This window comes from Myceligenerans halotolerans, from assembly GCF_054782975.1.
Map to the genome: position 1 here is coordinate 44,633 of NZ_BAAGRL010000013.1, position 16,827 is coordinate 61,459.

A 16,827-nucleotide genomic window follows, 5' to 3' on the forward strand; every position below is an offset into this window, starting at 1 on the left:
AAGGCGGAGGAGCGAAGGAACGGCGGAGCCCTTTCGAGTGACGACAACGCCGCGAGGCGCGCGCTGAGGTGCCGCCTGTGACGACGCTGCGTACTCGCGCGACCTCTAAGCCGCTGCCCGCGGCGTTGACCCACCCCGCTCCGGGAAAGCCGGCGGGCAGGTAGGCGGCGTCGTACCGGTCGAACGATCGACCGGTACGACGCCGCCTGACCATCTGCGGGACGGCCGGCGCCGCGGCACCGGGAATCCCGGGGCGCCGCGGCGCCCGTGTGCACGACGGCGTCTGGTGCAGCACTCGGCGACGACCTGGGAGAAACACCACGTTCCGACGCGCCCGCGAGACCCCGCTACAGAATCCGCGTGCCGGGTGCGATAGTGCTCGTCATGGTGACCCAACACTCGGCACCCGGCGTGCCGTCCGAGCATCCCGGCACGCGATGAGCGAGGACGTCTCCTCCTGGCTCGACGCGCTCGGTCCGCTCGCGTTCTACCTGGTGGTGTGGGGGCTCGTGTTCGTCGGCACGGCTCTGTTCGTCGGGGTGTTCCTGCCGTTCCTGACCGGGGACTCGCTGCTGTTCGGCGCCGGGCTGGTGGCCGGCAGCACCGCCTCGATCGACATCTGGGTGCTCACCACCGGCGTCGCGATCGCCGCGATCGCCGGCGACCAGGTGGGGTACCTGCTCGGGCGCCGGTACGGCCGCCCCTACCTCACCGGCCGGCGCGGGCGCTGGGTCCAGACCGGGATCGCCAAGACCGAGCGGTTCTACAAGCTGTTCGGGTGGTGGTCGGTGGTGGTCGGACGGTACGTACCGTGGGGGCGGGTCTTCGTTCCGGCCGTCGCCGGGGTCTCGGACATGGCGTACTGGCGGTTCGTCACGGCCAACGTGGTGGGCGCCTTCACCTGGGGCGTCCTGATCACGCTGATGGGCTACTTCGCGGCGTCGATCCCCGCCGTCCGCCCCATCGCGTACGGGATCGCGATCGCCGTCATCCTCGCCTCGATCGTGGCGGGCATCCGCGCCTGGCGCCTGGACCGCGCGGCGAGCGCAAGCTGACCGACGACGGCTGCCCGCCGACCACGCCATTTCGGCGACCACGCCGTTGTGCGTGATGGTCACGCTCCCACCGGGCACAATGGCGTGGTCGGCGAGGCCCACCAAGCAAGATGACGTGGTCGACGGGCGGGCAAGCCTCCCGATGCCGGCTCAGGGCAGCGCCTGCGCGACCCGCTCCCGCAGCACGGGGACGACGTCGGTCAGGAACCACGGGTTGCGGGCCTGCCAGCGGAAGTTCAGCGGGGACGGGTGCACGAGCGGGACGACGTCGGGCAGGTAGTCCCGGAACGCGCGGACCGTGTCGGTGAGGGTGCGGCCGGCCCGGTCCCCCAGGTAGTACGCCTGGGCGTAGCTCCCGACCAGGACCGTGAGCCGGATGTCGGGCATGAGCTCCAGCAGCGGCGCATGCCACCGCGCCGCGAACCCCTTGCGCGGCGGCAGGTCACCGCTCGCGCCCTTGCCCGGATAGAAGAAGTCCATCGGTAGGAGCGCGAACAGGTCCGGGTCCCGGAACTGCGGCTCGGTCACGCCGAGCCAGTCGATCAGCTTCTTCCCGCTGGCGTCGTTCCAGGCCAGGCCGCTCTCCTGCGCCTTCCGCCCGGGAGCCTGCCCGACGACGGCGACCCGCGCGCCCGCCCCCGCCGCGTACAGCGGCTCGTAGCCGAGTTCCCGCGCCGCGGCGTTCTCGGCGTCGTCGATGATCGTCTGGCGGATGGACTCGAAGGTCATGGGGCCAGTATCCGTCGCGGGCCGAACCCGGGGTGTGGTGCCGCGGGCGCGAGCCTTGAGGACCAACCGCATCTGCCCGGCCATGGCGGTGCGCCGGGGGCCGGCGTCCCCGGCGCACCGTCTCGGATGTGTCGCCCCGTCGCACGACGGCGTCTCTCAGGCACCCGGCTCGTCGTCGGACGGACGCCGCTTGCCGCGGCGGCCCTCCGGGCCGGGCCCGCCGAACGGGCCCGGGCGACCGTGCGGACCGGGACGGCCACGCCGCCCGCCGCGGCCGGGACGGCCGCCGTATCCGCCAGGGAACCCGCCGGGGCCGAACCCGCCCGGCCCGAATCCCCCACGGCGCCGCATCTCCTCGAACGCCTCGCGGCGCTCGCCGAACTCGTCGCCGTACTCACTCTCCGCGCGCTCCAGGATCCGGCCGAGGTAGCCGCTGAGCCGCTCCACCTCGTCGTCCTCGAGCGCGTCGAGGAGGTCGCCCGCGGGCGAGTGCTCCTCTGCCTGCTCAGCCTCGTGTCCGGCCGCGGTGAGCCGGACGACGACGACGCGCTTGTCGTCCGCCGACGGCTCCCGCTCGACGAGACCCTGCTTCTCCAGCTTGGCCAGGAGCTCGGCCAGCGCCTGCCGGGACATGCCCAGCAGGAAGGTGAGCTCCTTCTGAGTGGTCTCGGGCTGCAGCTTCAGCAGGGCCAGCACTCGGCCCTGCCCCTGGCTCGGGTCCTGCCACGGCGCTCTGCGTCCCGGCATCCGCCCCCGCCACATCTGGTGCTTCTGCAGCATCCCGACGGCCACGAGTCGCTGTGCGGCCTCCTGCCGCACGTCACGTTCCTCAGTCATGTCATTTCCTCTCGGTGAGAATCTGTCAGGTACCTGACATCAACCACCATGCGCCGCCCAGAGGGTTTTTGTCAAGCACCTGACCGTCTGGTCCTTGACGAATCCATGAGGCGCCGATCACACCCGGCCGCTGCGGGCGGCACGCCGCCATCGGCCCGGCGCGAGCCCCGCGCGACGCCGGCCCCCGCACCGCGTCGGACCCGGCTCGACGCCGCGGCGGCCTCCTCGGCATCACGCCCAGCGCGACCCCAGCCCCATCTCGACCGCGTCAAAGGCCTCCCCGATGCACCTGGCGAGCGCCGTCGCGATCTCCTCGTCGGACTCGCCGACGAGCGTGCGGCGCATCGTCTCCTCGAACAGCACCCGGCGAACCCCCGCGAGCAGGGCCGCGGCGATCCGGGGGGCGATGTCGTCGGGCGCGGCGCAGGCCTCTTCCGCGAGCGCCCACGCGAGCGCCGCCCCGCGGGCCTCGTGGAACTCGCGCAGCCGTGCGATCAGGGCCTGGCTGCCGACGATCATCTCCGCGAACGGGCGGCCGGAGAAGCCGACCACCGGGTCACGTTCGGCAACGGCCGCCAGGTACGCCCTGCGCAGCGCGGCCGTTGCCGACTCACCCCCCTCGCGCTCGCGGACGGCACGCGCCAGCTGCTCCACGAAGACGTCCCCGAGGTCGAGCGCGAGGTCCGCCGGGCAGCGCGTGACGACCCGCCTGGAGCTCGGCTCCCCGGACCTGCCCGGAACGCTGCAGCGCACCGCGTTCCATGTGGTCCAGGAGGGCCTCACCAACGCCCGCAAGCACGCCCCGCAGGCCCATGCGCACGTCGAGGTCGTGGCCGACGACGGCGGTGCGCGCCTGACGATCACCAATCCCCTGCCCGTCGGCGTCGGAGCGGGCGAGATCCCCGGCGCCGGCGCGGGCATGACCGGGCTCGACGAGCGCGTCCGCCTGGACGGCGGAACGATCGACCACCCCCCACGCGGCGGACTGGACCTGAACCTGCTCACCGACCGGGAACGCGACGCCGCCCTGGCCGTCGCCGAGGGCCTGGGAAACACGGAGATCGCGCGGGAGCTGTACCTCTCCCCGAGCACGGTGAAGTCCCACCTGTCGAGCGCCCTCACCAAGTTCGGCCTGGCAAACCGCACCCAGCCGGCGATCGCGGTCTATGAGGCGAGGCGCCGAAACTGACGACGGCACGGATCGTCGCGCGGGACGGCACGCATCACCCTCGACGGCGCGGCTGACTCCGATCTTCCGGGAGGCCGGTCAGCCTCCTGGACACCGCGCTCCCGTCCAGGGACAAGCAGTCGCGTTGAAGGTGGGACGCCCATGCGAGGCGAGGAACCGCCTCGTCGGCTCATACTTCGGGTCGAGCACTCGAGCGACCACGAAGACCGTCACATCCTTCACGCCTGCTTGTTTGAGCGCCACGGCGGCCGACTGGGCATTCGAGCCGCTCACCCAGGAGTCGTCCACGAGGAGGACGTGCTCTGGAACATGGTCGGACTCGACGACGAAATTGGCGGGCCGAAGGCGTCGGCGCTCGAAATCAGCCGCCGCCGAAAGGTGAACCTCGGCGTCGGGGCGCTTCGTCATGCCGCGCACGATCTCTCGGAGCCGGGCCCGGCCCTTCGACGACGGCATCACCGCCCAACCGGACTTCGATGTTGCCCGCCCGCATGGCACATGCCCCCTCAACCCAAGCGCGAACAGGGACGTCATCACACGATCCACGTCCTGACCGGGGTTCGGGCCCTTGTACTGATGCACGACCTTGTAGCCCTGCGAGTCATACTTCTCGGCGTAGATCAGGACACCCACTCTGTCCGCCAGCGGCAGCCCTGAACGGACATGCCGCTGGCACGGTGGGCAGAGGACGTCGATCGCATGGTTGAGTGGCGTCGCGCAGACGGAGCACGTCATGCCGGCCTCGAACACCACGTTGTGGAGATAGCGCCCATGGGCTGCCTGAAGGAACTCGGCGACGGGTCGAACGGCGGTCGGCAGTTCCCGCGTCACGCACTCATCAGGGCGGCGAGCGCCTCATCCACCCTGCGCGGTTGCTCCTGAATCTCTCGCACTGCGGCGGCCAGATCGTCCATCGAGTCCACGATGTACACGCCAGGCTGACCACGGAGTGCGCCGCCCCATGTCGTAGTGGATGCGACCTTCTCGGTGAGAATCACCGGCCGCCCGTGCTCGCCGGCCAGCCTGGCCTGGATGCGCGTGCCACTGTGCTCACCCGCCTCGACCACAATCGTCGCCAACCCGTAGCCCGACATCGACGCGTTCCGCATCGGGAACGACTGCTTGGTCGGCGGCGCCTCCGGATAGAACTGTGAGAGCACCAGCCCACGCTCAGCGACTTCCTGCTGCAGGTCGGCGTTGGCTGCCGGGTAGGCCCGTGTGATGCCCGTCCCGATGAACGCCACGGTCCTGCCACCCACATCGAGCGCCGCCCGATGAGCGGCCGCATCGATTCCTGCCGCTAAACCGCTGATCACCGTCATGCCCTGGTCGACAAGGAATCGAGCGATGTCCCCGGCCAGCCGCAGTGCGTCCGGCGAGGCGTTCCGCGAACCGACGAGCGACATCCCCGCGTCATCCGCCCGCAAGTCTCCGGCATAGAACAGGAACGGTGGTGTCTCTCTGATGTCCAGGAGCCGCTGCGGGTACTGCGCGTCAAGCACCGTCACGATCTGCAAGCTCTGTGACTCCCAGGCCTGCACCTCTGTCCTCGCCTCGTCGATCCGAGCTTCATCGGCCGGAAGGTCGAAGAGTGCCCCATCGCCCTCTGTGGCAGTCAGTAGCGAGAACGCACTCCCCTCGAACGCGACCTGCGATGCAATTCGCCCCCAGCTCGACTTCTGCTCACGCAGGAGTACCAGGAGTGCGGCAATCTCGTCGCGGCGGTCGGTCATGAAGCCAGCGTAGAGCCCTGGTGCCAATTGTCCTGTCAGGCGCTGCCGAACACCCGGCGAGTGTTATCGAACTGTTGTTCGATCCATGGCAACTGACCGGCCCGTTCGAGATGTCTGCGGGCCCGACCCCAAGGCGGTGCAGCCGCGATCGTTTGTCAGTGGTCCGCAGTACCTTGCACGCCATGACACAGATCGAGTTTCCGGTCCTACCCGAAGGGCTTCCTCCGGGCCGTATTGTCGTCGCCGGCGATGACACGCGGTCTGATCCCGGCCGACAAGGGCGCCGACGCTCTGACGCTGGCCGGCTGGGGCGGGCCGTGCAACCACACCAATGACACGGAACTCATCTCCGCTGCGCTGCGTTCCTGGGACGAACGGTTCGGGGCACGTGTCGTGGGGATCGGCACGGAGACGCTCTGGCTGTCGGTCGCCCACCCGCCGCAGAGCCTGGAGCACGCCCTGGCGGTGACGCTCGAGCACTTCGCGTTCTGCCCCGACAACCTCTGGCAAGGCAGCCACGAGACCATCGACGAGTACGCCGAGTCCCTCATCGGGATGAACGCATGGACGTTCTGGTGGGACTGACCGCGCACCGCACCTGGTCACTTCCCGGCGCTGGGGACGGCGATCGGTAGGCAGGGTGTTCAGGCCAGAGACAACGCTTCGCGCGTCTGCCCCGCTACGCCCGCAGGATCGAGGTCATCTTCTTGCCGCGGGCGAGTTCGTCGACGAGCTTGTCCATCCAGCGGATCTGCTGCATCAACGGGTCGTCGATCTCCTCGACGCGGATCCCGCAGATCACGCCCTTGATCAGGGCGGCGTTGGGGTTCATGGCGGGCGCCTCGGCGAAGAAGGTCCTCAGGTCCACCTCGGTGGCGATCGCCTTCTCAAGGCCGACGGCGTCGTAGCCGGTGAGCCAGGAGATGACCTGGTCCAGCTCATCCTTGCTGTGCCCCTTGCCCTCGACCTTGGTCACGTAGTGCGGGTAGATGCTGGCGAAGCTCACGCCGAAGATGCGGTGTCCGGCCACGTCGCGCCTCCTCCGAAGTACTGGAGCCGCCAGGCTACCGTCCGGCCCGCTCAGGGACCGATCGCTATTCCGTCGAGATGGACTGCACCTCGAACGGGAAGGGCAGCGGACCGGTGGCGAGCTGGCCGGCGAGAGCCTCCGCCGACTCGCGCGTGAACGACCCCGAGATCTCTGCCGCGCCGGTGGTGATGACGACGCCGGGCGGGATCGTCGGCGCCGAGAGCACTACTCCGTCCACCGTGATGGCGACCTGGTTGCGCGGGATCGCCTCTTGCTGCAGACGCTCGGTGATCTCACCGAAGGCCGTGGTACCGGCCTCGTCGAACTGGAGGTTGATCACCCAGGTCGCGGTCTCCGGCGGGTACGACGCGCTCGCCTCGACGACGGTGGCTCCGTCGATCTCGACCGGCCCGAGCAGGTACTTGATGGTCCCGGCCTCATCGCAGGTGATCAGTGGCAGACTCGGATCGCCGACGCCGTCGCCACCACGGCCCTCGGCGGTGCAGTCGAAGGCGTCGAACTCCGCCACGACATCGGCCCCGACATCCGGCACGTTCGACGACGCCGCACCCGAGCCCTCAGCACCCAGAGCGAGCACCGGCCGGAACGCCAGCGCCCCGGGCTCGGTGAGCAGCGGGTAGTCCTCCTCCCCGACCGTGCCGATGACGTCCAGCGTGACCGTGCTCCCCTCGGCGACAGCGACGTCCACCTCGCGCTCGTCCGTGGCCAGCCGCTCCGTCAGCACATCGAGGGCGCCGCTCATGGCCTCGTGAGTCGGATCGCCGTCGTCGGCGGGCGCGGCATCGAGCACGACCCGCGTGATCGGCTCTCCGGAGGAATCCACCACGTAGTCCATGGGCCCACACCCGGCGAGGGCGGGCACCAGGGCGCACATCACGATCACTGGCAGTGCTCGGCGGGTCATCGTCTCTCCCTTGGTCGGCAACGTCTGTCGGCCAGCGGTAGCTCACGCGCAGTTCGACGTGCCCGCCCGTCGCCCCTATGGACGCGAGCGTACGCGCACGTCACCTGCCCGAGAAGGAAAATCGGCCGCTCGGCCGGCGAGCCGCTCGTCCGACCGTCCGCTCAGCCGGCGGGGCGCTCAGCCGACCGTCAGCTCAGCCACCACGAGCCACTCGGCCGGCACCGACCCCTCAGTCCGTTGCGGATCTCCACGGATCCACTCGCGCCTTCGCGCCGTGGAGCAGGTCGATGCCATCTGAGATCCAATCGACGTCGGTGACCGCCAGCCGTACGGGCTCGTCGTCGCCGGGGAGCGTGACGAGCACGGCGGTGGTGAGGACGGCGCCGCCCGCCGTGGCGCCCGCGCGCCACTGGATCATCGAGTCGGCCGACTCCCCCGGCTTGAGGACGACGGGCTCGCCGGCCTCGCCCACGGGTTCCACGAGGATGTCGGGCGCCGAGCCGTCCGCCGCGAGGAACGAGAGCTCGGGGCGACGCCCCAGCGCGCACGACCCGTCCGACTGGTTCGTCGCCCGCACGCCGAGGAACCGCTCTCCCGTGGCGGCGTCGGTCCAGGGGAGCTCGACCTGCACGACGTCGCTCGTACATGCCGGGACACCAGCCACGCCGTCGTCCGCACCATCACCGCCGGCGGCGCCGTCGGCCGTACGGCCCGACACCCAGCCGGTCCGCGACGTCTCGCCGGTCTCGTCGATGCCCCACACCTTGTAGGCGACGGGGTACCCGAGCTGGTCGGCGTAGCCGACGGTGTCGAGCAGCTCGGCCACCGGGGCGGGGTCGGCCTGGATGATCACCTCGAAGTAGGGCTGCCCGGAGTTCTTGTGGGAGTCCGGGACGTACATCGCGGTCGTGACGTCCTCGATACCTGCCACCTGCTCGATCATCGCCAGCCCGGCGTCCGGCGGAACTTCCTTCTCCGCATCCTCCGCGAAGGAGGAGAACCACTCGCCCGGGCCGTCCTGGACGCGGAAGGTGCCGGCCGGCAGGTGCAGCCGCCGCGCCTCGTCGGCGGCGGACCGCAGCGTGCCCGGCTCGCTCACCAGGACGGTGCCTTGATCCGGAGTCAGGACGACACGCGTCACCCGGCCGACCGGATGTGCTCCGCCGATCAGCACGTCGGCGTCGGACACCGGGTCGTCGCCCAGGCTCGCGTACTCGCCGGTGCCGTCTTCCGGGAGAGCGTAGGTGACCGCGATGTCCGCGCCCGAGCCGGGCATCGTCGCCTCGAACGTGACCGGGTCGCGGTACGCATCAGCGGCGTGGACGACGTCGAGCACCTCGTCCGCGACGGCCTGCGACTCCACGGGCCCCGGCAGCGGGGTGGCCAGTTCGACGACGATGCCGGGGGCACCGCGACCGTCGAAGGACCGCGCGGCGGAGACGCCGTCGACCCGCTCGATCTCCCTCAACAGTGCGACGGTCTCACGCATCATGGCGGCCTGGTCCGGCGACAACGACGGCGGCGGCGACGAGACGTCCAAGGGCAAGGGCCGGACGTCCGCCGACGAATCCAGCACGGCCTGCCACACGACCACGATCCCGATCAGCACGGCAAGGCCGCCGGCGAGCCACGCGACCACCGCGGCGGGACGCCAGGCTTCGCGGGGCTGCGCGCCTTCGAGAGTGTCCTCGGGCGGCTGTGCCGTTCCGGACGCGCTTTCCGCCGACGCCTGGGCAGACCCTTCCGACGACGCCTCGGCGGAGCCTCCCTCGGCGCCGACGGAACCTGGCCCATAGGCAGACGTCGACCGGTCCGGCGTATCCGAGGAGTCATCCACGTCGCGCACGGTACCGGCCAGGACCTCCTGACACGGACCGCCCAGGCGGCCCGACCGGCTTCTTGGCCTGCCCTTCAACCCTTCTCCGCGTGACGATCACACAGTCCAGGGGTCAGTTGCCCCTGGCCATGGCCAGGGTGCCCTTGAGTTCATGTGTCTACTTCCCGTGGGTGCATGGTGCCCTGCTCGGTGCGGCGGACCACACGCACATCATCCCGCCCCGGAACGGAATCGGTGGGCGCACCGCGCTTCTCGGCCGGCACATCCGCCTAGCGCTCCACCGTGTGTGTCAGGTCCACGGCCCAACGGGTGATCTCGCCCTGGTCGAGCTGCCAGACGTACTCGTTCTTCAGCTTGCCACCGTCCTGGGCGAACGGGCCGGTGCGGTAGCCGTAGAACGCGATCGTCGGAAGCGTCCCGTCCGGTGCGGTCAGAACGCCGTTGTGGAAGTCGCGGTTGCGCCGCCGTAGCTCGGCGGTGATGTATTGCCTCATGTGCGCCTCGTCGAGCGTCCCGGACTCCGTCGCCGCCTCGGCCAGCTGGAGCGCGATGTGCAGCTGGCGGTCGCCGTCGTCGTCCTCGAAGCTGATCAGGCGGTGGTTCTCGACGGCGTCGAGCAGCTCCGCGTCGCCGTGGACGACGTCGCGCAGCGCGTCGGGGCCGACCACAGCGCCGTTGTAGTCCACCGACAGGTCCGACCGGCCGTAGTGGAACAGCAGCGGCAGGTCCAGGAACTTCTCGTCGAGGACATCGGTGTGCCCGAGCTCGCGCAGTACCGGCAGCACCTCGCGCATGCGCATCACGTGGCCCCGGTCGTGGATGTTGTAGCGGATCCGCGGGTTGATGTTCCGGTCGCGGACGATGGTCACCAGGAGTTCGCCGTCGTCGTTGGTCTCGATGAGGTAGTCGAACGGGTTGAACTGGAAGATCATCGGCAGCACGCCGTACTCGCCGGACTTCGTGAGCCGCTCCGAGAGGCGCGGGTCGGCGGCGATCGCGCGACGCAGGGCGACGGTGAAGTCGGTCTCGATGGACAGGTTGATCTCCAGGTCGCTGGCCCCGTACGAGCCGAACGCGCTGTGCGCGTACTTGAGGATGTGGGACCGCATGTTCTCGCTGATGCCCTCTCCGCCGAAGGCCGCGACGATGTCGTACTCGCTCCAGTCGAGGCGGTCGTCGTCGAACAATGCCTTCAGGAACGGCGGGTAGCTCGTGATGATGTAGGTGTAGCCGGTCCCGAACTCCCTCATCGTGCTGATGATCTTGTCCTTGTCGGGCCCGCAGGACTTGATCATCGTGATCTCGGTGAGCGAGGACGTGACGTTCATCCCGGTCGCCCACGCCCCCAGGGAGAACGCGTTGAGCACGAACGGCTGCTTCTGCAGCGTCGACGCGGTCCGCGCGAAGCCGACCTGGAGCAGCTGGCGGGTGGCGGCGCGTTCCTGCCTGCCGCGGACCCAGCTGGTCGGCGTCCCGGAACTGCCGGAGGATTCGTCGACGACGACGCCACGGCGGGGCACCTTCCCGCCCACGCAGCGCTCCGGGATGCTCCAGCGCTTGATGTACGACTCTTTGTCCATCTCCGGGATGCCGGAGAACGCTTCGGCCAGCGGACCGCGGAACCGCAGCGTGCCGTCACGACCGCGGGAGGCGAGGAACTCGCGGTAGGCCGGGACGTGCCGGGCGGCGAACTCGAAGGTGCGCCAGCCGCGTAGCCTGCCCAGCCACCAGCGCAGCGGCTCGATACCGGGCCCGAGCAGGAACTTGTGGGTGTGGACGCTGTAGGTGAGGGGGCGGACGACGGCGTCGACCACGTCGACGAGCCCGAAGGCGAGGATGCGCTTCATCGATCTGCTCCGATCAGCATGGCCGCGGCCGGACGGCGGTGGGCGACGGGCGGTGTCCTGCTGTACCCGAACCGGAAGAGCATCCAGGCCATGCGGTCGCCGTCCTCGCCGGCGTCGACCGCCGCGGCGAACGCCCGGTGCGATCCCGGGTTCGTGATGACGGTCCCGAAGGGATGGAGCCGCACGCCGTGGGCGGTGAGCTCGAGCCAGAGCCGCATGAACGTGCGGCCCGCCTCGACGTAGTCGGCGGGCCCGCCGAAGGGACCTTCGAGCCAGCCCAGCTGCCGCACGCCCCGCATCGTGTTGAGGTACATGGCCCGGATCGCATCGCCGACGACGGGCGCGTCCCACAGACCGCGATGCGACATCGCGAACCGGAGCATCCCGCCGGGCATGAGCATCGCCTCTGCGCTCAGGCCGTCGGCGCGCGCCGCCGCGTCAGCCCTGCTGAACCGCAACCACGTCATGATCTCCTCGTACACCGCGTCGTTGCGCAGGTCGGAGAAGAGGGTCTGCTGGTTGATCCGCACCAGGCGGCGGACCGTGTCGCGGTCCGAGGTGGTGCGGAAGGCGTGGCCGCCGTCGTCGGCGACGATGGTGGCGGAGTCGATCACGCTCGCGGGGACCGGGCGACGGTCGTACGGGCGGCGCGAGGTGCGGCGGGCACGGAAGTCCTGGAGCCGCGCGCGGGCCCGGTCGGTGATCGGTGCGGGCGAGAGGGTGACGGTGCCGAGGGGATGCAGGCGGTCGGCCGCGGTGAAGTCCATCTCGCCGTGGTCGAGGGACTCCGTCACCGTGAACCCGGCCCCCTCGGCGACGGTGCGGAGGGACTCCAGGAACACGCCCGCACAGACGTGGCCGAACGGGATGCCGAACGACTCCGCCGGCAGCCCCAGGTCGAGGTCGTAGTAGAGCTCCGCGGTCCGCGCGTCGACGGGCCGGAGCTTGATCGGCTGGGAGTTGTGGGGCGACGGGTAGTTCCGCGCGTCCTCGACGATGCGCGGCCACGGATCCGTGCGCGCTGCCGTATGGCCTGCCATCCACGTGCTCCTTCGCTCACCGGACGTCCGACCAGGATTGTTGCGCAGACAGGCACGTGGCGGCCAGCAAAGTCATGCTCGCCGTGATGGGCCGGCCCTGTCCGAGATACCTGCCGACCCGCCTCAAGGCGGTGCAGGGCACGATCCTTTGTCAGTGGTCCGCAGTACCTTGCACGCTCCGGAGGTGGCCCTGCGCACCCTGTGGGACCAGCTCCAGGAGGACCGCGAGCCGGAGGAAGACGACGAAGACCTCATCGGGGTGAACGCCTGGATGTTCTGGTGGGACTGAGCCCGAGAGCTACGCCTCGCGCACCTACCCGCCCTACCCTCGGCGAGTCATCGTCTCTCCCTTGGTCGGCAACGTCTGTTATCCGGAAATTTCGGCGCAGGCCTCGTCGATCGCCGCTTCGAGGCGATCCTTGTCGAACGCGCTGCTGCTCATCCAGATCGGGTGGTAGAGCTCGATCTCGGCCTCCTGCGCCACACCCAGCGACGACACCATCACCGGTGCGGTCGAGACAGTTATGTAGGAACCGGGCCCCATCGGCTCCTCCGGGAACGGATCCACGATCCACATCACCACCTCGCGACCGGGCGGGATCACCACGCGATCGGAGGTCTCCTCGCCGTCCGGAGCGCCGTCCCGTGGATTCTGAAGCGTCACGTCGTCCTGCGGGCGCTCTGCCAGCCTCCCGAAGCGGAACGTCCCGGGCTCCTTGCTGACGACCTCGACCGCCCATCGCCCCTGGTTGCGCACCATCTGTACAGCCAGGATGTCCTCACCTCTGGCGTACACGACGCTGTCCCCGGCGCTGGGACCACAGCCCCTCACATGCACTCCCTCACCGAAGTTCGCCCCCGAGCCCCTCGTCACGGCCTGCCGGGTTTCCACCAGCCACATGGCCACGAGAGCAACCACCACGGCGACCGCGATCACGACGAGAACGCTGCGATAGCTCACGCGAAACTCGAGGTACTTCCTGCCTGATGCCATGAGCACGAGCGTAGGTCCAGGTCGCGAACCGGGAAAGGAAAGTCCGGTCGGTCAGTACGTGGCGGGATGCCAGAGTTCGACCCTGGCCTCGGGTGGGCGGTCACGCTCGACGACGACGGGCCCTCGGGCGGTTCGGGCGCCGTCGGTCCTGGTGGGGCGGCCGGGCGGCCGGTCCCATGCGAGCTTCCTGACGCCGGTCTCGTGGTTCCGCGATCGAAGCCCCTCGGCCGGTTGCCGCGCCCCGCGCGCGATGCCTACGCTCCATGGGTGACTGACGCGGCGAACGAACCGGTGGCGGTCTCGCCCGAGGTGCGGGACCGGATCGACAAGGTGACGCCCGCGAAGCGGCGTCGTGACGCCGAGACGCTGCTCGCGCTCTTCGGTCGCGCCACCCAGGAGGAGCCCGTTCTGTGGTCCTCGATCGTCGGGTACGGCAGCTACCACTACCGCTACGACAGTGGTCGCGAGGGGGACGCGCCGGCAGCGGGGTTCGCGCCTCGCAAGGCGGCCTCCGTGGTGTACCTCTCCGACGGCGTCGGCGCGTACGCCGACCTCCTGGACGAGCTCGGCCCGCACAGCACCGGCGTCGGCTGCCTCTATCTCAAGGATCTGGAGACCGTCCACCTCGACGTCCTCGAACGGATCGTGCGGCGCTCCTACACCGCCCTGATGGCCGGCACCTACACTCAACGCGCCCGAGAGGGCGGCTCACAGGCCTGAGGGCCCATCCCGAGGGACCCGCCGCGAGCGCCCTCTCGACGACGAGCCGCGCCACCTGACACGATCGGCCGGTGCGCCTCATCCAGCTGCGGGCCAGGCGGCGATCTGGGACGTCGGCGAGGACCACGAGACCCGAGCGGTGACCGACCTGCTGGTCGCGGTCCTGGAGACCGACGGCGAGCTGCACTTTCGCGAGCACACCGATCTGCCGCCGTACGGCCGGGCACAGTAGATCCCAGAGGCCCTACAGCCCGCCGATCATCCGCTCGAAGCCTGCCTCGCTGATGACCGTGATCCCGTACGCCTCGGCCCTGCGGGCCTTGGTCGACAGCGTGTCCGGGTCCGCCGCCACGACGAGCCGCACCTTCCTGGTCACCACCGGATGCGGCACGAGCCCGGCTGCGCGAGCACGCCCTTCCCACACGTCGCGCGGTTCGCGCATCGCGCCGGTGAACACGACGAGGTCGCCCGGCGCGAGATGCGAGCGCCGGGCTCCGGCACCGCTGCCTGTCTCGTCGCCCGCGGTCGGCGTCGCCCGATCCTGTCCGGCAGCGAGGAGCCGGCCCGCCTCGTCGTCGGGCACGTGCAGCATCGCGGCCACGGACCGGAGGTCGGCCTCCTCCTCGGCCGTGAGCACGCCGTCGGCCCAGGCCGCACCCGCGAGCGCGCCGAGGTACTCCCGATGCAGCGCGTCCACGTCCCCCTGCCCGAGCCCGGCCTCGGCGCAGTAGGCGCCGAGCTGGTCGTGCTCGCGGGCCGAGATGTGCCGGTCGAGGAGCGCCCGGTCCACCAGTTCCAGGTACTCGTCCTTCACGCGGGCGGTGATCGGGCGGTTCCGCCCTGTCGCGAGCCGGGCGAGGAAGTGGGTGTCCCGCGTGGTCGCCACCCCACGGGCGACGGGCGTCGCGGACCCGGCCGGGACGTCGGGCCACGGGGTGGTCTCCGCCAGTTCGACGACGTCGTCCCAGCCCGGCACGGTCCGCCGCGACCCGCGGTCGAGGAATACTCGCAGCAGCCCGGCGGCAGCCACGGCGTCGGACATCGCCTCGTGGGCGTTCCGCAGTTCGACGCCGTGGTGGGCGCAGCTGCCGGCCAGCGACCGCGGCGCGCCCGGTGAGAGCACCGACCCCGTGCGCATCGTGCACAGGGAGGTCGGCTCGATCACCGGGACGTCGATCCCTTGGCGTGCGAACTCGTGCCACACGAAGCGCCGGTCGAACTGCGCGTTGTGCGCGACGAACGCCCTGCCCCGCAGCAGTCGCGCCACGTGGTCGGCGACGTCGGCGAAGGCCGGCGCGTGCCGCACGTCGGCCGCCTTGATGCCGTGGATGTCCTGGCGTCCGAGGTCGCGCCCGGGGTTGACGAGCGTGGACCAGGTCTCCTCGACGACGCCGTCGGGCGCCACCTGGACGACGGCGATCTCGACCACCCGGTCATGCAACTCCGGAACCAGTCCCGTGGTCTCGACATCGACGACGGCGTACCCGCCCATTCCGGCCCCTCATCCCTGCTCAGCCCGTTGAATGGCGACAATCCTGGCACGCGTGATGGGCAGACCGGAACCGGGGACCGCGGGTGGGGGCGCAGGAGAACCGAGGACCGTCACCAGAGCCCGACCACCGGAGCACCAAGGACCGTGGCCCGAACACGCCGAACTCCGGAACGCCGGCCTCGTGCCACGCAGCTCCCCGATAGGGTCCCGCCCATGAGCACAACGACGTCGTCCCTGATCAACGAGGTGAACTGGGCGCGGCTGTCCCACGCCTACGGGATCGCGACAGACACCCCGGAGAACCTGCACGCACTCGTGCGGGATGACAACGCTGACTTCGCGTACGCGCTCGACTTCCTGTACGGAGCGGTGCTGCACCAGGGCACGGTCTACCCGGCGACGGGTCCGTCGCTGCGGGCAGTGGCGGCGATGCTCGACGACGACATCGTCCGCCGCCCCGCACCGGACGATCCCTCTCGCCTCGTCGGCCTGCTCCGGTGGATCGACGCCGTCGCCGACAGCGCCTCCTGGCACGAGGAGGTCGAGGTCCCCGACATCCCTGCCCCGTCCGACGAGGAGATCGACGCCCACTTCCGCGACCTGCAGGAAGACGCCGAGTCGCCCGAGATCACCGAGTACCTGTGGGCACGGGCAGCCCTGGCCCTGCCGGACGACTGCACCGCCGTGCTGCCGTCCGTCGGCCGGTTCCTGACCGACAGCGACGACGACGTACGCCTGGCCGCACTCGACGCCTACGTGCATCTCGCCGCCCTCCAGGACGACAAGGCCGCGATGGCGGACCCGCTGGTCACGGCGGCGAAGGCCGCGACCGCGCGCGACGAGCGCGCCGTGCTGGTCCTGGGCCTGGGCGACCTGGGGGCGGACACCACACCATGGCTGTCCGACGACGACCCCGCGATCCGCGCCTGCGCCGCCATGTCGCTGCCCCGCTCCCCCGAGGCGACGACGGTGCTCATCGACCTGCTCCAGGATCCGCTGGCTGCCGACGACTGGTTCGGCACGCCGCCGTCGCGGTTCCACCTGCGCATCCACTTCGGGCTGCTGGAGAACCTCCTGGACCGCGAGGTCACCCTGGCTCAGGTCCTTCCCGCATGCCTGGCAGTCATCCGCGTCGCGGAGGGCGGGCTGTGGTCAGGCATGACGTGGGCGCCGATCCTGCTCACGACGTTCCCCGGGACGCACGTCGAGGCGCCGCGGTCCGAACCGCCGTCGGACCTCGACGAGCACCAGCGGGAGGTGTTGCGGGCACTCGTCGCGAACGACAAGCTGTGGGACCCGCGCGACGGCAACGCCCGCGGCGCGCGCAGGCCTGTCGGCCTGCCGGACGACCGCGACGCCGTCGCCCGCATCGCCTCGTAGCCCCAACCGACGAGCCGCC

The 16,827-nt window shown here is 70.4% G+C and carries 17 protein-coding genes; 5 read left to right on the forward strand and 12 right to left on the reverse strand.

Going from position 1 to position 16,827, the window contains the following annotated elements; all coding sequences use genetic code 11:
- Positions 1–437 precede the first annotated feature (437 nt).
- Positions 438–1,055, forward strand: coding sequence for a DedA family protein (locus ACYVK5_RS11145; protein ID WP_460704859.1), 618 nt, complete (start codon positions 438–440; stop codon positions 1,053–1,055).
- A 150-nt stretch (positions 1,056–1,205) separates the two neighbouring features.
- On the opposite strand, the gene ACYVK5_RS11150 is transcribed toward ACYVK5_RS11145, so the two are convergent.
- From ACYVK5_RS11150 to ACYVK5_RS11160, 3 genes are all read right to left on the reverse strand, one after another.
- Complete coding sequence (locus tag ACYVK5_RS11150) at positions 1,206–1,784, reverse strand: uracil-DNA glycosylase family protein (RefSeq protein WP_460704861.1); 579 nt, start codon at positions 1,782–1,784, stop codon at positions 1,206–1,208.
- Positions 1,785–1,940: 156 nt separating this feature from the next.
- On the reverse strand, positions 1,941–2,621 hold the full coding sequence (locus tag ACYVK5_RS11155; RefSeq protein ID WP_460704863.1) for a MarR family winged helix-turn-helix transcriptional regulator: 681 nt from the start codon (positions 2,619–2,621) through the stop codon (positions 1,941–1,943).
- A gap of 231 nt (positions 2,622–2,852) precedes the next feature.
- Positions 2,853–3,275 (reverse strand): hypothetical protein, encoded by a 423-nt coding sequence (locus ACYVK5_RS11160; protein ID WP_460704865.1) that lies wholly within the window; start codon positions 3,273–3,275, stop codon positions 2,853–2,855.
- 43 nt (positions 3,276–3,318) lie between these two features.
- On the opposite strand from ACYVK5_RS11160, the gene ACYVK5_RS11165 reads away from it, so the two are divergent.
- Positions 3,319–3,810 (forward strand): LuxR C-terminal-related transcriptional regulator, encoded by a 492-nt coding sequence (locus ACYVK5_RS11165; protein WP_460704866.1) that lies wholly within the window; start codon positions 3,319–3,321, stop codon positions 3,808–3,810.
- Between the two features lie 78 nt (positions 3,811–3,888).
- Here ACYVK5_RS11165 and ACYVK5_RS11170 read toward each other — a convergent pair whose 3' ends face one another.
- Together ACYVK5_RS11170 and ACYVK5_RS11175 are read right to left on the reverse strand one after the other, a co-directional pair.
- The gene (locus ACYVK5_RS11170; RefSeq protein ID WP_460704868.1) at positions 3,889–4,641 is read right to left on the reverse strand and encodes a hypothetical protein; all 753 of its coding nucleotides are present in this window, start codon (positions 4,639–4,641) and stop codon (positions 3,889–3,891) included.
- Positions 4,638–5,543 (reverse strand): DNA-processing protein DprA, encoded by a 906-nt coding sequence (locus tag ACYVK5_RS11175; protein WP_460704870.1) that lies wholly within the window; start codon positions 5,541–5,543, stop codon positions 4,638–4,640. The genes ACYVK5_RS11170 and ACYVK5_RS11175 overlap by 4 nt, the downstream gene beginning before the upstream one ends.
- Positions 5,544–5,792: 249 nt before the next feature.
- On the opposite strand from ACYVK5_RS11175, the gene ACYVK5_RS11180 reads away from it, so the two are divergent.
- A complete protein-coding gene (locus tag ACYVK5_RS11180) occupies positions 5,793–6,128 on the forward strand; it encodes a DUF4253 domain-containing protein (protein ID WP_460704872.1) in 336 nt (111 codons plus the stop codon).
- Positions 6,129–6,222: 94 nt separating this feature from the next.
- On the opposite strand, the gene ACYVK5_RS11185 is transcribed toward ACYVK5_RS11180, so the two are convergent.
- The 6 genes from ACYVK5_RS11185 to ACYVK5_RS11210 form a co-directional block, all read right to left on the reverse strand.
- Positions 6,223–6,573, reverse strand: a complete 351-nt coding sequence (locus ACYVK5_RS11185) for a DUF2200 domain-containing protein (RefSeq protein WP_460704874.1) — start codon at positions 6,571–6,573, stop codon at positions 6,223–6,225.
- A 64-nt stretch (positions 6,574–6,637) separates the two neighbouring features.
- The gene (locus ACYVK5_RS11190; protein WP_460704876.1) at positions 6,638–7,498 is read right to left on the reverse strand and encodes a SecDF P1 head subdomain-containing protein; all 861 of its coding nucleotides are present in this window, start codon (positions 7,496–7,498) and stop codon (positions 6,638–6,640) included.
- Between the two features lie 229 nt (positions 7,499–7,727).
- Positions 7,728–9,335 (reverse strand): DUF4232 domain-containing protein, encoded by a 1,608-nt coding sequence (locus ACYVK5_RS11195; protein ID WP_460704878.1) that lies wholly within the window; start codon positions 9,333–9,335, stop codon positions 7,728–7,730.
- Positions 9,336–9,604: 269 nt separating this feature from the next.
- Positions 9,605–11,182, reverse strand: coding sequence for a phenylacetate--CoA ligase family protein (locus ACYVK5_RS11200; protein WP_460704880.1), 1,578 nt, complete (start codon positions 11,180–11,182; stop codon positions 9,605–9,607).
- Positions 11,179–12,222 carry a hypothetical protein gene (locus ACYVK5_RS11205; protein ID WP_460704882.1) on the reverse strand — a complete coding sequence of 348 codons (1,044 nt, stop codon included), beginning with the start codon at positions 12,220–12,222 and terminating at the stop codon, positions 11,179–11,181. Before ACYVK5_RS11205 ends, ACYVK5_RS11200 begins: the two co-directional genes overlap by 4 nt.
- 367 nt (positions 12,223–12,589) lie before the next feature.
- A complete protein-coding gene (locus ACYVK5_RS11210; RefSeq protein ID WP_460704884.1) occupies positions 12,590–13,159 on the reverse strand; it encodes a hypothetical protein in 570 nt (189 codons plus the stop codon).
- A gap of 324 nt (positions 13,160–13,483) precedes the next feature.
- Between ACYVK5_RS11210 and ACYVK5_RS11215 the strand changes: the two genes are divergently transcribed.
- Complete coding sequence (locus tag ACYVK5_RS11215; protein ID WP_460704886.1) at positions 13,484–13,936, forward strand: DUF1801 domain-containing protein; 453 nt, start codon at positions 13,484–13,486, stop codon at positions 13,934–13,936.
- A gap of 244 nt (positions 13,937–14,180) precedes the next feature.
- On the opposite strand, the gene ACYVK5_RS11220 is transcribed toward ACYVK5_RS11215, so the two are convergent.
- The gene (locus ACYVK5_RS11220; protein WP_460704888.1) at positions 14,181–15,428 is read right to left on the reverse strand and encodes a 3'-5' exonuclease; all 1,248 of its coding nucleotides are present in this window, start codon (positions 15,426–15,428) and stop codon (positions 14,181–14,183) included.
- Positions 15,429–15,641: 213 nt separating this feature from the next.
- Between ACYVK5_RS11220 and ACYVK5_RS11225 the strand changes: the two genes are divergently transcribed.
- A complete protein-coding gene (locus ACYVK5_RS11225; RefSeq protein WP_460704890.1) occupies positions 15,642–16,808 on the forward strand; it encodes a HEAT repeat domain-containing protein in 1,167 nt (388 codons plus the stop codon).
- The last annotated feature ends 19 nt before the right edge of the window (positions 16,809–16,827 follow it).